Below are 13983 nucleotides of genomic sequence, written 5' to 3' on the forward strand. Positions count from 1 at the left end.
TAGGCGTGCTCGCCGTACTTAGTCCCGGCCAGGGTTCCCAGAAACCCGGCTTCCTGACCCCCTGGCTCGACCTGACCGGCACCGAGGCGCGTCTGCGCGAGTGGTCCGCGTTGGCCGGGGTCGACCTGCTGCACCTGGGCACCGAGGCCGACGCCGACGAGATCAAGGACACCGCTCGCACCCAGCCGCTGCTGGTCGCCGCCGCGCTGCTCGCCGGCGAGCACCTGCCGCTGGACGACGTCGCGCTCACCGCCGGCCACAGCGTCGGCGAGTTGGGTGCCGCCGCCCTGGCCGGTGTGCTGACGCCCGAAGCCGCGATCAGCCTCGCCGGCGTCCGCGGCCGGGAGATGGCAGCCGCGTGCGCGCTGGAGCCGACCGGCATGGCCGCGGTGCTCGGCGGCGACCCCGACGAGGTGCTCGCCGCGATCGAGACGCACGAGCTGTACCCGGGCAACCGCAACGGTGCCGGGCAGATCGTCGCCGCCGGCTCGCTGGAGGGGCTCGACAAGCTCGCCGCCGAGCCGCCCGCGCGGACCCGGATCATCCGACTCAAGGTGGCCGGAGCCTTCCACACCCCGTACATGGCCCCGGCCGAGACCGCGCTCGCCTCGTTCGCCGCCGAGATCACCCCCGCCGACCCGGCCCGCCTCCTGCTGTCGAACCTCGACGGCACGGCTGTCGACAACGGTGCCGCGATGGTGCAGCGCCTCGTGCGTCAGGTCACCGCGCCGGTGCGGTGGGATCTGTGCATGCGTACGCTGGCCGACCTCGGGGTCACCGGCGTGATCGAATTGCCACCGGCCGGCACTCTCGCCGGGCTGGTGAAGCGGGACCTCAAGGGCGACGGCGCCCCGGAGATCGTCACCCTGAACACCCCGGACGACCTGCCGGCCGCACGGGACCTGATCGCCCGCATCGGAGGTCGCTCATGACTGGCAGTCGCATCGTCTCGATGGGGCACTACCAACCCTCCCGGGTGGTGACCAACGACGACATCGCCCAGCTCGTCGACACCAACGACGAGTGGATCCGGGACCGGGTCGGCATCGTCAGCCGGCGGATCGCCGACACCGAGACGGTGGCCGACATGGCCGCCGCCGCCGCCGGCAAGGCGCTGGCCAACTCCGGCCTGACCGCCGCCGACATCGACCTGGTCGTGGTGGCCACCTGCACCTCCGTCGACCGCAGCCCCAACGTGGCCTGCCGGGTCGCCGCCAAGCTGGGCATCGCCGCGCCGGGCGCGTTCGACGTCAACACGGCCTGCTCCGGCTTCGCGTACGCGCTGGGCACCGTCGACCACGCCATCCGGGCCGGTGCGTCGCGCAACGCGATCGTCATCGGCGCGGAGAAGCTGTCCGACTTCACCGACTGGACCGACCGCTCCACCTGCATCATCTTCGCCGACGGTGCCGGCGCGGCGGTGGTCTCCGCCACCGCCGACGACGAGCCGGCCGGGATCGGACCGGTGGTCTGGGGTTCGGTGCCGGAGAAGAGCGACGCGGTCCGCATCGAGGGTTGGCGCCCGTACGTCCAGCAGGAGGGGCAGGCGGTGTTCCGCTGGGCCACCACCGCGCTGGCGCCGCTCGCGCTGCAGGCCTGCGAGCGGGCCGGGGTGGCCCCGTCGGAGCTGGCCGCGTTCGTGCCGCACCAGGCCAACGCCCGGATCATCGACGGCATCGCCAAGCGGCTCAACATCCCCAACGCGATCATCGCGAAGGACATCGTCGAGTCCGGCAACACCTCCGCGGCGAGCGTTCCGCTGGCCCTGTCCAAGCTCGTCGAGCGCCGGGAGGTGCCCTCGGGCGCGCCGGTGCTGCTGTTCGGGTTCGGCGGCGGCCTGACCTACGCCGGTCAGGTCGTCCGCTGCCCCTGATGACCCCCTCGGGCGCGGACGCGTCCAGGAGTGGCGGTCGGCGACGCCGTCCGCCGGAAACCCCGATGAAAGGAACCAACCGCAATGACCCGTGACGAGATCACCACCGGCCTCGCCGAGATCCTCGAAGAGGTTGCCGGGGTGAACCCGGACGACGTTGCCGAGGGGAAGTCCTTCACCGACGACCTCGATGTCGACTCGCTCTCCATGGTGGAGGTCGTGGTCGCCGCCGAGGAGAAGTTCGGCGTCAAGATCCCGGACAACGAGGTGCAGAACCTCAAGACCGTCGGTGACGCCGTCAGCTACATCGAGGCGCAGTCCTGATCATGAGTCGTCCTGACGTCGTCGTCACCGGGCTCGGCGCGACGACCCCGCTTGGCGGGGACGTCGCGTCGACCTGGGACGCCATGCTCGCCGGCCGCTCCGGGGTGAGTGCCCTCACCCAGGAGTGGGCCGCGCAACTGCCGGTCCGGATCGCCGCCCAGTTGGCCGTGGAGCCGTCCGAGGTGCTGGACCGGGTCCGACTGCGCCGCCTGGACCGCTCCGAGGCGATCGCGATCATCGCGGCGCAGCAGGCCTGGGCCGACGCCGGTCTGGCCGGTTCCGACCTCGACGGGGAACGGCTGGCCGTCAGCGTCGGCTCCGGCATCGGTGGTGCCACCACCCTGCTCGCCCAGGACGACATCCTGGAGGCTTCCGGGCCACGGCGGGTCTCCCCGCACACCATCCCGATGCTGATGCCGAACGGTCCGGCCGCCTGGGTCGGGCTGGAGCTGGGCGCGAAGGCCGGTGTGCACTCGGTGGCCAGCGCCTGCGCCACCGGCGCCGAGGCGATCGCTCTCGGCCTGGACATCATCCGCTCCGGTCGGGCGGACGTGGTGGTGGCCGGCGGCACCGAGGCGGTCATCCACCCGCTGCCGATCGCCGGCTTCAGCTCGATGCGGGCCATGTCGACCCGCAACGACGAGCCGGAGCGCGCCTCCCGTCCGTGGGACCGGGGCCGGGACGGCTTCGTCCTCGGCGAGGGCGCCGGCATCGTGGTGCTGGAGCGGGCCGAGCACGCGGCCGCCCGGGGCGCCCGGGTGTACGCGCGTCTCGCCGGTGCCGGCATCACCTCGGACGCGTACGACATCGTGCAGCCGCACGCCGAGGGCGAGGGCGCCATCCGGGCCATCGCCAAGGCGATCGCGGACGCGGACGTGGCGAAGCGGGACATCGTGCACGTCAACGCGCACGCCACCTCGACCCCGGTCGGGGACATGCTGGAGATCGGCGGGCTGCACAAGGCGCTCGGTGACCACCCGGTGCTGTCCGCGACGAAGTCGATGACCGGTCACCTGCTCGGTGCGGCCGGGGCGCTGGAGTCGATCGCCACCATCCTGGCCATCCGCGACGGTGTCGTCCCTCCGACGATCAACCTGGACGACCCGGAGCCCGGCCTCACCCTGGACGTCGCCGCGCACAAGGCCCGCCACATGGAGATCCCGGCGGCGCTGAACAACGCGTTCGGCTTCGGCGGCCACAACGTGGCGCTGGTCTTCGCCCGCCCCTGAGCCTGCCCGGAACGGGCCACCTCCGATCGGAGGTGGCCCGTTCCGCTCGTTCAGCCCCGGTTGCGGGGGTGCTGCTTGGCGGTGCGCTCGTTGCCGTGCCGGTAGTTGCCGGTCCACCGGGCCATCACCAACTGCGGGTCGTCGTCGACCTCGGCGAGGAACTCCGCCGCCCGGGCACCACGCAGCACGCCGGCCGCCCGCCCGTGGTGGGTGATCACCACCGTGCCGTCGGCCCGCCGCACGTACCGGAATCCTCCTGGCGCTCCCATGCCCGGGAGACTGTCAGGGCGGACGGCCCGGAGCGAGCCGTTTTCGCACCGGCCGACCGGGGTCGGACGCCGCGCCGGTCAGGTGCCGCAGGTGGTGGCGGGCAGGCCGGACACGGCCACCGGTGATCTGCCGCTCGGCTTGGCCTTGCCGGCCAGCACGGCGGCCAACGCCGTCATCGACGCCCGGCTGGACGAGTAGGTGGCCAGCAGTGTCGGCGACTTCGCGTCGCTCAGCACGTACGGGGTGTCCATGGCGACCGTGACCGCCGCGTCGGGCCGCAGGTCGGTGGCGCCGTCGCCGTAACCGACCAGGTGCACGATCGTGCCGCCGCTGGGCTTCACCGGCACACCGGCGGCGGTCAGCGCGGCGGTGAGGGCGGCCCGGGTTCCGTCCCGACCGCCGGAGGAGGTGACGGTGATCGGCCCGGCCACCGCCTTGCCACAGGCTCCTCGCAGCACGGTGACGGCGGCGGCGGCCAGCGCGTCGGCCGCCGCGCGGTGTTCCGGGGAGTTGAGCGTGGACATCTGCGCGGCCGGGGTGTCCGCGAGCCGGAACTTCATGGTCAACACCCGGGTGACCGCCTCGACCAGCCGGGTCCGGGGCAGTGACCCGCCGCGTAGCGCGGCGAGCAGCCCGTCGTACGCCTGACCGACGTTCGGGGGCATCAGGATGAGGTCGTTACCGGCGTTCAGCGCGCGGACCGCCGCCTCGCCGGGCGCCCAGCGCTTCGCGGGCGGCATGTTCATCCCGTCGGTGATCACCACGCCCTTGAATCCGAGCCGGCCGCGCAGGACGTCGGTGAGCAGCTTGTGCGAGAACGTCGCCGGGGTCCCCGGGTCGATCGCCTGAGCGTCCAGGTGGCCGGACATCACCGCCATCGCCCCGGCGTCCATGCCGGCGGTGAACGGCGGCCACGCGCCGTTCTGCAACGCTTCGGCGGACTGGGTGAGCACCGGCAGATCCTGGTGGGAGTCGTCGGCGCTGTGGCCGTGCCCGGGGAAGTGCTTCAGGGTGGCCGCGACCCCGACGGCCTGGAGGCCGCGGACGGCGCCGCCCACCTGCGCGGCGGCCTGCTTGGGGTCGGAGCCGTACGACCGGGAGCCGATCACGGTGCTGCGGGTGGCCAGCACGTCGGCCACCGGGGCGAAGTCGACGTTGATTCCCATCGCGGCCAGCTCGGCGCCGGCGGCCCGCCAGGCGGCCTCGGTCAGCTTCGGGTCGCCGGCCGCGCCCGCCGCGAGCGCGCTGGGTAGCAGCGTGACCCCGTCGGTCACGCGGGTGACGACGCCGTACTCCTGGTCGGTGCCGATCAGCAGGGGCGCGGGGCCGGCGGCGAGGCGACCGGCGGCGGCGCGCAGCCCGGTGGTGAGGTCGTGCACCTGCTTCGGGTTGTCGACGTTCGTGGTCTCCTGGTTGCCCTTGGTCGGGTCGTCGGCGCTGAAGCCGACCAGGATCAGGCCACCCAGCCGGTACTTGCTGATCATGTCGGCGGGGGTGTCGACTCCGGCGAGGGCCTGGTTGCCGGCGGCCGAGCCGGCCGAGACCTTCGTCGCCGAGTCGCCGTAGGCGTACGGCATGAGCACCTGGCCGACCAGGTCCTCGTCGGACAGCGTGGCGACCAGCGCGGCGGCCCGGGCGGCGGGGTCGCCGGCCGGCGGCGCGGCGGAGGTGCCGGGCGCCGCCGAGGTGCCGGACGGGCTCGGCGTCGGGGCCGGGCGTTCGGCGGAACCGGAGCAGCCGGAGACGAGCAGGGCGGTCAGGGCGGCGACTGCGACGGTGGCGCGCCACGGGCGATTCGACACGCGGCCTATCCCATCAGTTCCCCCTTATCGGGGCAACTTGACCTTTCCGCCCGCAGGCGCCAGCGACGACGTGCGTGCAGGTTGCCCGACCGGCACGCGGACGAGTCAGCCGACCCGGGTGAGCAAGGTCACCGGCGCGCCGTCGCCGGCGTAGCGGTAGGGCTCCAGGTCGGCGTCCCACGCGGTGCCCAGCGCCTTGTCCAGCGCGTGCGCCAGCGCCTCCGGGGCCCGGGAGGCGGCCATCAGCGTCCGCAGCCGGTCCTCGCCGAGCTGGATGTCCCCGGCCACGCCGACGGTGGCCCGGAACAGGCCACGGGCCGGCACGTACATGAAGCGTTCACCGTCGGCACCGGGACTCGGCTCCTCGGTGACCTCGAAACGGATCATGGGCCACTGCCGTAGGGCAGCAGCCAGCTCGGCGCCCGTTCCCGGACGGCCGGTCCACCCGCACTCGGCCCGGCGTGCGCCGGGGTCGACGGGCTGAGCCGTCCACTGCAGGTTGACCGGCGCGGCTAGGACGCGCGCGATCGCCCACTCGACGTGTGAGCACACGGCGAGCGGGGTCGAGTGGACGTATACGACGCCACGCGTTGGCACGGTGACCTCCCGGAGAGCGAGGTGCGTCTTCCCCTACGACCTCGACCACCCAGGTGGCTCGTGCAACACATGATGACTCCTGTGACGCGTGGTGCGCCAGGGAATCGGAAAAAACGCCGGGCGGAATAGCCGGACGGGTGGCTGCCGTTGCCTCTCAGGACACCGCGACGACCAGCATGATGTCGTGGTCCTGTACAGTTCCACCGGCGGCTTCTGCCGCGTTACACCTACGCGAGCCGAGTCCGTTCGGCCCGCACACAGCCCCCGGACGTCCAGTCCTCCCGTACGTCTTGCAAGGAGTACCTCCGTGGCGAGCAACACCTCTAAGACCGCGCGCGCGTCAGTCCGGGCCGGCCAGGCTGGCCAGGGTGGCGCCCTCAGCGTGCTGGGCGAGTTCAAGTACCTCATCCCGCTCAACGGCGGCAAGCACGCCTACGTGCGGAACCTGACCAACGGCAAGACCGCGCACCTGCGCACCGACTCGGACGCCTTCGTCGAGGAGATCCGCGTGCTGGCCGCCGCCGGCCACGCCGCCAAGATCCGGGCGGAGATCAACACCCTGGCTGCCACCCACCCGGGTGACGGCTGGGAGGCCACCGAGAAGCGCCTCGTCGCGGCCGGTGTCTTCGAGGGCTGAGCCCTCCCCCACCGCATCATCTGAAACCGCCCGTCGGGACTTCCCGGCGGGCGGTTTCGCGTGCGCTCGGACCGGCGGCGCGGACGGTCAGCCCGGGTCGAGGAGGGCGACCTCACCGGTGGCGAGGTCGTAGAGGCCGCCGGTGACGGCCACCCGACCGGCGGCCACCAGCCCGGCCAGCAGGTCGTCGTCGCGCAGCGTGCGCACCGTCCGCCGGACGTGCCGGCGGATCGCCAGCGGGTGCGCCGCCGGGTCGTCGACCCCGGTCTCGGTCACCGCTGGAGCGATCTCGTCCACCAGGTACGCCAGCGACCCCCCGGGACGTTCCCCGGTGCGCAGCGCGTCCACCGTGGCACCCACCGCGCCGCACCGCTCGTGGCCGAGGACCATCACCAGGGGTACGCCGAGCTGCCGGACCACGTACTCGATGGAGCCGCACACCGCCCGGTCGAGCACGTGCCCACCGGTACGGATCACGCAGATCGCGCCGAACGTCTGGTCGAAGATCGCCTCCAGCGGAACCCGCGAGTCGATGCAGCCGAGCACCACCGCGTACGGCTGCTGGTCACCGGAGGCCGCTGCCGCGGCGGCCGTGACGTCGTGCCCGTGGATCGGCTGGCCGCTGACGAACCGCCGGTTCCCGGCGAGCAGGTCGGCCAGCGCGGCGCGGGGCGTTCCGCCGGCCTGCCGTTCCTGCCCCGGCGTCCCGCCCATGGGTGCTCCCGACGACCCCATGCCGTTCAGCTTGGCCTTCCGCCGCCGATCAGGGGCGGGGTCGGGAATGTTCGCCCTGGCGCGATTGGCGTGCTCTCATGGCGGGTAGCCGGTGTTACCGCCGGGTATCCCGGTGCTCGTGGTGCTGGGCGGCCCTGGGGAGGTGGCGATGCCGGAGCGATTCGAGGTCACCGAGCCGGACGGCGTACGGCTCGAGGTCGCCATGCCGGACGGCGTACGGCTCAACGTCGGGGTGACCGGGCCGGCGGACGCCCAGGTGACGGCCGTCCTGCTGCACGGCTGGACGCTCGACGGGCGCGCCTGGCACCGGCAGGTCGAGGCCCTCGGCGCGGCGTCGCTCGGCGGGGCGGTGCGGGTGGTCACCTACGACGCGCGGGGGCACGGCCGCTCCAGCTGCATGGCGCTGCCCACCGCCACCCTGGCCCAGCTCGGCGACGACCTGGCCACGGTGATCGACACCGTGGCGCCGACCGGGCCGGTGGTCCTGGTGGGGCACTCGATGGGCGGCATGACGATCATGGAGTACGCCCACCGCCACCCGGAGCACTTCGCCGCCCGTACCGCCGGGCTGGTCTTCGTCTCGACCACCGCCGAGGGGCACACGCACACCGTCTACGGCCTCTCGCCGCGGATCGCCCGGCTGATCCGGCTGGCCGAGACGACGGGTGCCGGCGTGTTGGCCCGATGCGGTTCCTGGCGGGCACCCCGAGCGTTGTTGAACGCGCTGCGGCCGAGCATCCGGTGGATGCTGTTCGGCGACCGGTGCGAACCGTCCGACCTCCGCCTGGTGACCTCGGCGGTGGCGCGCGCCTCGCTGCGCTCGATCGGGGGGTTTCGCGCCTCCATCGGCGCCCAGCATCGACTGGAAACCCTCGCCGCGCTGGCTCCGCTGCCGGCCGCCGCACTGGTCGGCGACCGGGACCGGCTGACCCCACCGCCGTGCGCCGAGTCGATCGCGGCGACTCTGCCGGCCACCGAGCTGACCATCTGCCCTGGTGCCGGGCACATGCTGATGATGGAACGTCCGGACGAGGTCAACGCCGCGCTCACCGGAGTCCTGCGCCGGGTGCTCGCCGAACCGCCCTCCCGCAGCCTCGACGCGACCCCCGCCTGAGCACGTTCCCGCACCTCGGGCGCGGCGGGCCGGGCCCGGGGCCGTACCCTTCTGCGGTCGGCCTGCGCGGTTCCCGCCGCCTGCCGGCGACAGTCGAAGGAGCGTGCGTTGACCGACCAGACCGGCCTGGAGCAGGAGATCGCCGTCGAGCAACGCCACCTCGACCGGGTGTACGCCCGGTTGGCCGAGCTGCGGCAGTCGGCGGTCCGCGCCGAGCGCGACGGCTACCGGATGGCTCGGGTGGGCACGTTCGGCGCGCTCGTGGAGCGCGACGCGATGGTCTTCCACGCGGCACAGCGACGGCACACGCTGGACGCCGAGCACGAGGGGCTGGTCTTCGGCCGGCTGGACCTGCGCGACCGTCAGGTGCTGCACGTCGGGCGGCTCGGGATCCGGGACGAGGACGCCAGCACCCTCGTCGTCGACTGGCGGGCGCCGGCCGCCGCCGCCTTCTACCAGGCCACCCCGGCGCAGCCGCTGAACGTGGTGCGTCGCCGCACGATCCAGTCCCGCGCCGAGCGGGTCACCCGGATCGAGGACGACCTGCTGGACCCGACCGCCGCTCCGGAGGGGATGACGGTCGTCGGTGACGGCGCGTTGCTGGCCACCCTGTCCAAGGCCACCGGCCGGGGCATGCGGGACATCGTGGCGACCATCCAGCGGGAGCAGGACGAGGCGATCCGCTCGCCCGGTAACGGGGTGACGATCGTCGCGGGTGGCCCCGGCACCGGCAAGACGGCGGTGGCCCTGCACCGGGCCGCGTTCCTGCTCTACTCCGACCGCAGCCGGTACGCGGGCGGCGGCATCCTGGTGGTGGGCCCGTCGTCGGTCTTCGTGGAGTACATCGGCTCAGTGTTGCCGTCGCTCGGTGAGGACACCGCGACCCTGCACTCGCTGGGCACCCTCTTCCCGGGGATGACCGCCACCCGCACCGACCCGCCCGAGGTGGCTGCGGTGAAGGGCTCGCTGCGGATGCGTCGGGTGCTGGAGCGGGCGTCCCGCGACGCGGTGCCGGGCGGCCCGGGTGAGCTGCGGCTGCTCTACCGGGGCACGCTGCTGCGGCTGGACCGGACGACGCTGGACCGGATCCGGGACCGCGCGCTGCACCGGGGCGCCCGACGCAACGAGGTGCGCCGGGCCGGCTTCGACGGGGTGTTCGCCGCGCTCTGGGCGCAGGCCCGTGAGGTGGGCGTCACCCGGCTGCCGGAGCAGCGGGCCTTCGAGGCGGAGATCGCCGAGCGGTCGGAGTTCCGGGAGTTCCTGAAGGCGTGGTGGCCGCGTCTGCACCCTCGGCACGTGCTCGGCTGGCTGACCCGGCCGGACCGGCTGCGCCGGTACGCCGGGGGGATCCTCTCCGGCGCGGAGATCCGGCTGCTCACCGCCGCGTACCGGGACCTGGACCCGGCCGGGCTCACCATCGCCGACATCGCGCTGCTGGACGAACTGGACGCGTTGCTCGGGAAGCCGGCACAACCGGCCCGGGCCCGTCGTGACCCGTTCCAGCTCGCCGGGGGCGTACGCGAGCTGAGCACCGCCGCCGACCGGCAGCGGGCCGCCCGGGCGGCGGCCCGGGAGCGGCCGGAGGACTACCGGGAGTACGCGCACGTGGTCGTCGACGAGGCGCAGGACGTCTCACCGATGCAGTGGCGGATGATCGGCCGTCGGGGGCGGTTGGCCTCCTGGACCGTGGTGGGTGACCCCGCGCAGACCGCGTGGACCGGCGACCCCGACGAGTTGGACCGGGCCCGGGACCAGGCGCTGGGGCGGCGCAAACGGCACGACTTCACGCTGACCACCAACTACCGCAACTCCTCCGAGATCTTCGCGGTGGCGGCGGCGGAGATCCGTCGGCTGTACCCGGATCTGCCGCTGCCGAGCGCCGTCCGCTCCAGCGGGGTCGATCCGGTCGAGTTGGTGGTGCCCGCGACCGGGCTGGAGACCGCGACCGTGAAGGCGGCCGCCGACCTGCTGGCCGAGGTGGAGGGCACGGTCGGCGTGATCACGCCGGTGCCGCGCCGCGACGAGGTCGTCGGCTGGCTCGACGCGCTCGCCGCGCCGAGGTTGCAGGTGGTCACCAGCCTGGAGGCCAAGGGCATGGAGTACGACGGGGTGGTGCTGGTCGCTCCGAGCGAGATCAGGGCGGATCCGGGCGCCGGAGTACGCACCCTGTACGTGGCGCTGTCCCGGGCCACCCAGCGACTCACCACCATCGACCCGACCGGCTGACCTGCCCGGATGAGGCCGATGAGAGCCGCCGCCCTGACACTTGCACACATTGCGATGTGAACATACATTGGACCGGATCCCGGATCGCGGCGGAAGGTGATTCACGTGGGCGCAGGTCATGACCACCACCACGGGTCCGTCGCCAATGCCGCGCACCAGCACCGGGGGCGACTCTGGGCGGCGTTCGGGCTGCTCGCCACCCTGATGGTGGTCGAGGCGGTGACCGCCCTGCACACCGGCTCGCTCGCCCTGCTCTCCGACGCCGGGCACATGTTCACCGACGTGCTCGGCATCGGCATGGCGCTCGCCGCGATCACCGCCACCCGACGGGCCACCGGCGACCCGCAGCGCACCTTCGGGCTCTACCGACTCGAGGTGCTCGCCGCGCTGGCCAACGCCGTCCTGCTCTCCGGCGTCGCGGTCTACGTGGTGATCGAGGCGATCCGCCGCTTCGGCGACCCGCACGAGGTCATCACCGGTCCGATGCTCGTGGTGGCGGTGCTCGGCCTGCTGGCGAACATCGCCGCGTTCGGCCTGCTCCGCGCCGGCGCGCGGGAGAGCATCAACATCCAGGGCGCCTACCTGGAGGTGCTCGGCGACCTGCTCGGCTCGGTCGGCGTGATCGGCGCGGCGGTGCTCATCACCGTCACCGACTGGTGGTGGGCCGATCCGCTGGTCGCCGTCGCCATCGGCGTGTTCATCCTGCCGCGCACCTGGCGGCTGGCCCGCGCGGCCATCCGCATCCTGGTGCAGGCCGCACCGGAACACCTCCAGGTGACCGCCGTGCACGACCGGCTGGCCGCGGTCCCCGGCGTGGTCGAGGTGCACGACCTGCACGTCTGGACGCTCACCTCGGGCATGGACGTCGCCTCCGCCCACCTGACCATGGAGCCCGGCGCGGAGGTCGGCGCGGTGCTCACCGCCGCGCGCACCGCCCTGCACGACGACTTCCGCATCGAGCACGCCACGTTGCAGATCGAGCCGGGCGCGGCATCCGGAGAATGCGGCTCCATCGAGTGGTGAAGGTCGATTCACCGTGATGACGCACGCACCGTCCGTCACATTCGCTGCAGCGGCCCCACCGGTACCGGTAGGCTCTGTCCCGGCCGCCACCAGGCGGCGCCTCCCGGCGCCGGTGGTGGTCGTCGCCTAATCGCCCGCACGGGCGAACCGGGGAACCACGTTCCTGGGGTGCATCCGCGTCAGCGGTAGGGATCTTCCGTCCCGAACCCGTCAGCTAACCCGGTCGGCGGCTGACGGAAGGACTGCGCAGTGGCACCAGCACGACCACCTGCCGCCCGACTGGCGGCCCTGATCGTCGCGATGCTCGCTCTCGGCGTCGCGCTCCCGGCCGGCACCGCCTCGGCCGCTCCCCCGACCGGCCAGCGGGCCGCCGCACCCGACTCCGACGAAGAGGGCGGCACCCCGGCACTCCGCGCCCAACTGGAGGCCGCCAGCAAGGGCTACCTGGACGCGAAACGCGCCCTGGACACCTCCGTGCAGCGGCAGCAGCAGCTCACCACCCAACTGAAGACCATCGAGGTCGAGCTCGACCAGCGCAGCGGCAAGGTCGGCGAGATCGCCGGCGTCGCGTACCGCACCGGGCGACTCAGCGCGATCTCGGCGCTGCTCAACAGCAACACCCCGGAAGGCTTCATGGACCGGGCCGCCTCCCTGGACGCGGTGGCCGCCAACGAGGACCGGGTGCTGCGCGACCTCCTCACCACCAAAGACCAGGCCAACCGCACCCGCGCCGCCCTGGACGGTGAGATCAACGAACAGCGCAAGCAGGTCGCGGTGATGGCCAAGCGCAAGGAGCAGGCCGAGCGGGCCCTGACCGTCGCCACGGCCCCCAAGCCGCAGACCACCGCCGACACCGGCTCCAACCGGGGCACCTCCACCAGCAACGCGAAGGCTGCTCCGCGCAACTCCGACGGCTCCTGGCCGAAGGAGTCGTGCAGCGTCGACGACCCCACGCCGGCCAGCGGCTGCATCACCCCGCGCACCCTGCACGCCCTCAACCAGGCCAAGGCAGCCGGCTTCACCAGGTACGTCTCCTGCCACCGCAGCGGGGGCTCCGGCGAACACCCGAAGGGCCGAGCCTGCGACTTCGCCGCGCAGAAGGGCGGCTTCGGCGGGGACGCCACCGGCGGCGACAAGACGTACGGCAACAACCTGGCCGCGTACTTCATCCGCAACGCCGACCGGCTCGCCGTGCTCTACGTGATCTGGTACCGGCAGATCTGGCTGCCCAGCAGCGGGTGGAAGTCGTACAGCGGGGCGGGCGGCGACCCGTCCAGCGACCACACCAACCACGTACACCTGTCCGTCTACTGACCACCCGTGGCCGGTGCCCACCTGCCCGGGGGCACCGGCCACGGCTACGTCGCGGGGCGTACACCCGATGTCGCCGGTCGTCGGACGACCCGGCCGCGGTCGGCGGGCAACATCGCGGTATGCCTCGGATCCCACCGGCCGCCCGCAAGGGGCTGCTCACCCTGCACCTGGTCACCTCGCTGGGCTGGCTCGGCACCGACCTGGTGCTGCTCACCCTCGGCATCGCCGTGCAACGGGGCGGCGACCCGGCGTTGCTCTACCCGGTCGGCGCGCTGGTCGGCACGGTCCTGTTCGCGCCACTGAGCATCCTGGTCTGGCTGGTCGGCGTCGCCAGCGCGCTGCTCACACCGTGGGGCCTGCTGCGCTACCGGTGGGTGCTGGTCAAGCTCGTGCTCACCACGGTGATGGTCGGGCTGGTGCTGTTCCTGCTCACCCCGAACCTGCGCCACGCCGGGGCGTTGGGCGCCGCCCTGCCCGCGCGGGACCGCGCCGACCTGGTGATCGCACCAGCGGTGTCGACCAGCCTCATGATCATCGCGACGGTGCTCTCCACCTACAAGCCGTGGGGACGGCAGCGGGCCGCCCGACCAGCCACCGTGAGCAACGCCCGCAGGTCGACGTCCACGGCGCCCTGACCAGGCCACAGCGGTGACCACGCCGCGTGGGTGGCCGCGCCCCGACGCCCCTGCGGTGACCTCGCCGTGACCGCGACCCACGCCTGCGGCCTGCACATCCTCGCCGACGCGCCCACCGGGGAGCCCCGCGGTGACCACACCGCGACCGCGACCACGCGCCTGACCGAACCACACCCCCGACCGCCGCCACGCCCTCCGACCGCG

General features: G+C 73.2%; 13 protein-coding genes, 1 pseudogene and 1 riboswitch. Of the genes and pseudogenes, 10 read left to right on the top strand and 4 right to left on the bottom strand.

The window, feature by feature from the left end:
- Positions 1 to 5: 5 nt before the first annotated feature.
- From O7616_RS28685 to fabF, 4 genes and pseudogenes are all read left to right on the top strand, one after another.
- Positions 6 to 914: pseudogene (locus tag O7616_RS28685) on the top strand (ACP S-malonyltransferase); the annotation flags it as partial.
- A gap of 14 nt (positions 915 to 928) precedes the next feature.
- A complete protein-coding gene (locus tag O7616_RS28690; RefSeq protein WP_282304812.1) occupies positions 929 to 1873 on the top strand; it encodes a beta-ketoacyl-ACP synthase III in 945 nt (314 codons plus the stop codon).
- An 84-nt stretch (positions 1874 to 1957) separates the two neighbouring features.
- On the top strand, positions 1958 to 2197 hold the full coding sequence (locus O7616_RS28695) for an acyl carrier protein (protein ID WP_053653162.1): 240 nt from the start codon (positions 1958 to 1960) through the stop codon (positions 2195 to 2197).
- Between the two features lie 2 nt (positions 2198 to 2199).
- The gene (gene fabF, locus O7616_RS28700) at positions 2200 to 3426 is read left to right on the top strand and encodes a beta-ketoacyl-ACP synthase II (protein WP_282304813.1); all 1227 of its coding nucleotides are present in this window, start codon (positions 2200 to 2202) and stop codon (positions 3424 to 3426) included.
- A gap of 50 nt (positions 3427 to 3476) precedes the next feature.
- Here fabF and O7616_RS28705 read toward each other — a convergent pair whose 3' ends face one another.
- From O7616_RS28705 to O7616_RS28715, 3 genes are all read right to left on the bottom strand, one after another.
- Complete coding sequence (locus O7616_RS28705; protein ID WP_282304814.1) at positions 3477 to 3695, bottom strand: hypothetical protein; 219 nt, start codon at positions 3693 to 3695, stop codon at positions 3477 to 3479.
- Between the two features lie 78 nt (positions 3696 to 3773).
- Positions 3774 to 5507: a glycoside hydrolase family 3 N-terminal domain-containing protein gene (locus O7616_RS28710; protein ID WP_282307758.1), complete on the bottom strand. Its 1734-nt coding sequence runs from the start codon at positions 5505 to 5507 to the stop codon at positions 3774 to 3776.
- A gap of 96 nt (positions 5508 to 5603) precedes the next feature.
- The gene (locus tag O7616_RS28715; RefSeq protein WP_030330284.1) at positions 5604 to 6095 is read right to left on the bottom strand and encodes a DUF3145 domain-containing protein; all 492 of its coding nucleotides are present in this window, start codon (positions 6093 to 6095) and stop codon (positions 5604 to 5606) included.
- A 307-nt stretch (positions 6096 to 6402) separates the two neighbouring features.
- Between O7616_RS28715 and O7616_RS28720 the strand changes: the two genes are divergently transcribed.
- Positions 6403 to 6732, top strand: a complete 330-nt coding sequence (locus tag O7616_RS28720; protein WP_282257332.1) for a hypothetical protein — start codon at positions 6403 to 6405, stop codon at positions 6730 to 6732.
- An 87-nt stretch (positions 6733 to 6819) separates the two neighbouring features.
- On the opposite strand, the gene O7616_RS28725 is transcribed toward O7616_RS28720, so the two are convergent.
- Positions 6820 to 7446, bottom strand: a complete 627-nt coding sequence (locus O7616_RS28725) for a carbonic anhydrase (RefSeq protein ID WP_282304815.1) — start codon at positions 7444 to 7446, stop codon at positions 6820 to 6822.
- 169 nt (positions 7447 to 7615) lie between these two features.
- On the opposite strand from O7616_RS28725, the gene O7616_RS28730 reads away from it, so the two are divergent.
- From O7616_RS28730 to O7616_RS28750, 5 genes are all read left to right on the top strand, one after another.
- Positions 7616 to 8581 carry an alpha/beta hydrolase gene (locus O7616_RS28730; protein ID WP_282304816.1) on the top strand — a complete coding sequence of 322 codons (966 nt, stop codon included), beginning with the start codon at positions 7616 to 7618 and terminating at the stop codon, positions 8579 to 8581.
- Between the two features lie 108 nt (positions 8582 to 8689).
- Entirely contained in the window at positions 8690 to 10807 is a 2118-nt protein-coding gene (locus tag O7616_RS28735; RefSeq protein WP_282304818.1) for an AAA family ATPase, read from the top strand.
- Positions 10808 to 10912: 105 nt separating this feature from the next.
- Positions 10913 to 11830, top strand: a complete 918-nt coding sequence (locus tag O7616_RS28740; protein WP_282257324.1) for a cation diffusion facilitator family transporter — start codon at positions 10913 to 10915, stop codon at positions 11828 to 11830.
- A 113-nt stretch (positions 11831 to 11943) separates the two neighbouring features.
- Positions 11944 to 12075, top strand: a riboswitch (cyclic di-AMP (ydaO/yuaA leader).
- A 55-nt stretch (positions 12076 to 12130) separates the two neighbouring features.
- Positions 12131 to 13144, top strand: a complete 1014-nt coding sequence (locus tag O7616_RS28745; RefSeq protein WP_282307759.1) for a hypothetical protein — start codon at positions 12131 to 12133, stop codon at positions 13142 to 13144.
- 119 nt (positions 13145 to 13263) lie between these two features.
- On the top strand, positions 13264 to 13779 hold the full coding sequence (locus O7616_RS28750) for a hypothetical protein (protein ID WP_282304819.1): 516 nt from the start codon (positions 13264 to 13266) through the stop codon (positions 13777 to 13779).
- Positions 13780 to 13983: the final 204 nt, after the last annotated feature.

The sequence above is a fragment of the Micromonospora sp. WMMD964 genome, from assembly GCF_029581455.1.
In the GTDB taxonomy this organism is placed as follows: Bacteria; Actinomycetota; Actinomycetes; order Mycobacteriales; family Micromonosporaceae; genus Micromonospora.

What these genes read in the sequence shown, in the direction of transcription:
- O7616_RS28690 (WP_282304812.1), top strand. Translation starts at nt 929, where the DNA reads ATGACTGGCAGTCGCATCGTCTCGATGGGGCACTACCAACCCTCCCGG.
- O7616_RS28695 (WP_053653162.1), top strand. Translation starts at nt 1,958, where the DNA reads ATGACCCGTGACGAGATCACCACCGGCCTCGCCGAGATCCTCGAAGAG.
- fabF (WP_282304813.1), top strand. Translation starts at nt 2,200, where the DNA reads ATGAGTCGTCCTGACGTCGTCGTCACCGGGCTCGGCGCGACGACCCCG.
- O7616_RS28705 (WP_282304814.1), bottom strand. Translation starts at nt 3,695, where the DNA reads ATGGGAGCGCCAGGAGGATTCCGGTACGTGCGGCGGGCCGACGGCACG.
- O7616_RS28725 (WP_282304815.1), bottom strand. Translation starts at nt 7,446, where the DNA reads ATGGGCGGGACGCCGGGGCAGGAACGGCAGGCCGGCGGAACGCCCCGC.
- O7616_RS28730 (WP_282304816.1), top strand. Translation starts at nt 7,616, where the DNA reads ATGCCGGAGCGATTCGAGGTCACCGAGCCGGACGGCGTACGGCTCGAG.
- O7616_RS28745 (WP_282307759.1), top strand. Translation starts at nt 12,131, where the DNA reads ATGCTCGCTCTCGGCGTCGCGCTCCCGGCCGGCACCGCCTCGGCCGCT.
- O7616_RS28750 (WP_282304819.1), top strand. Translation starts at nt 13,264, where the DNA reads ATGCCTCGGATCCCACCGGCCGCCCGCAAGGGGCTGCTCACCCTGCAC.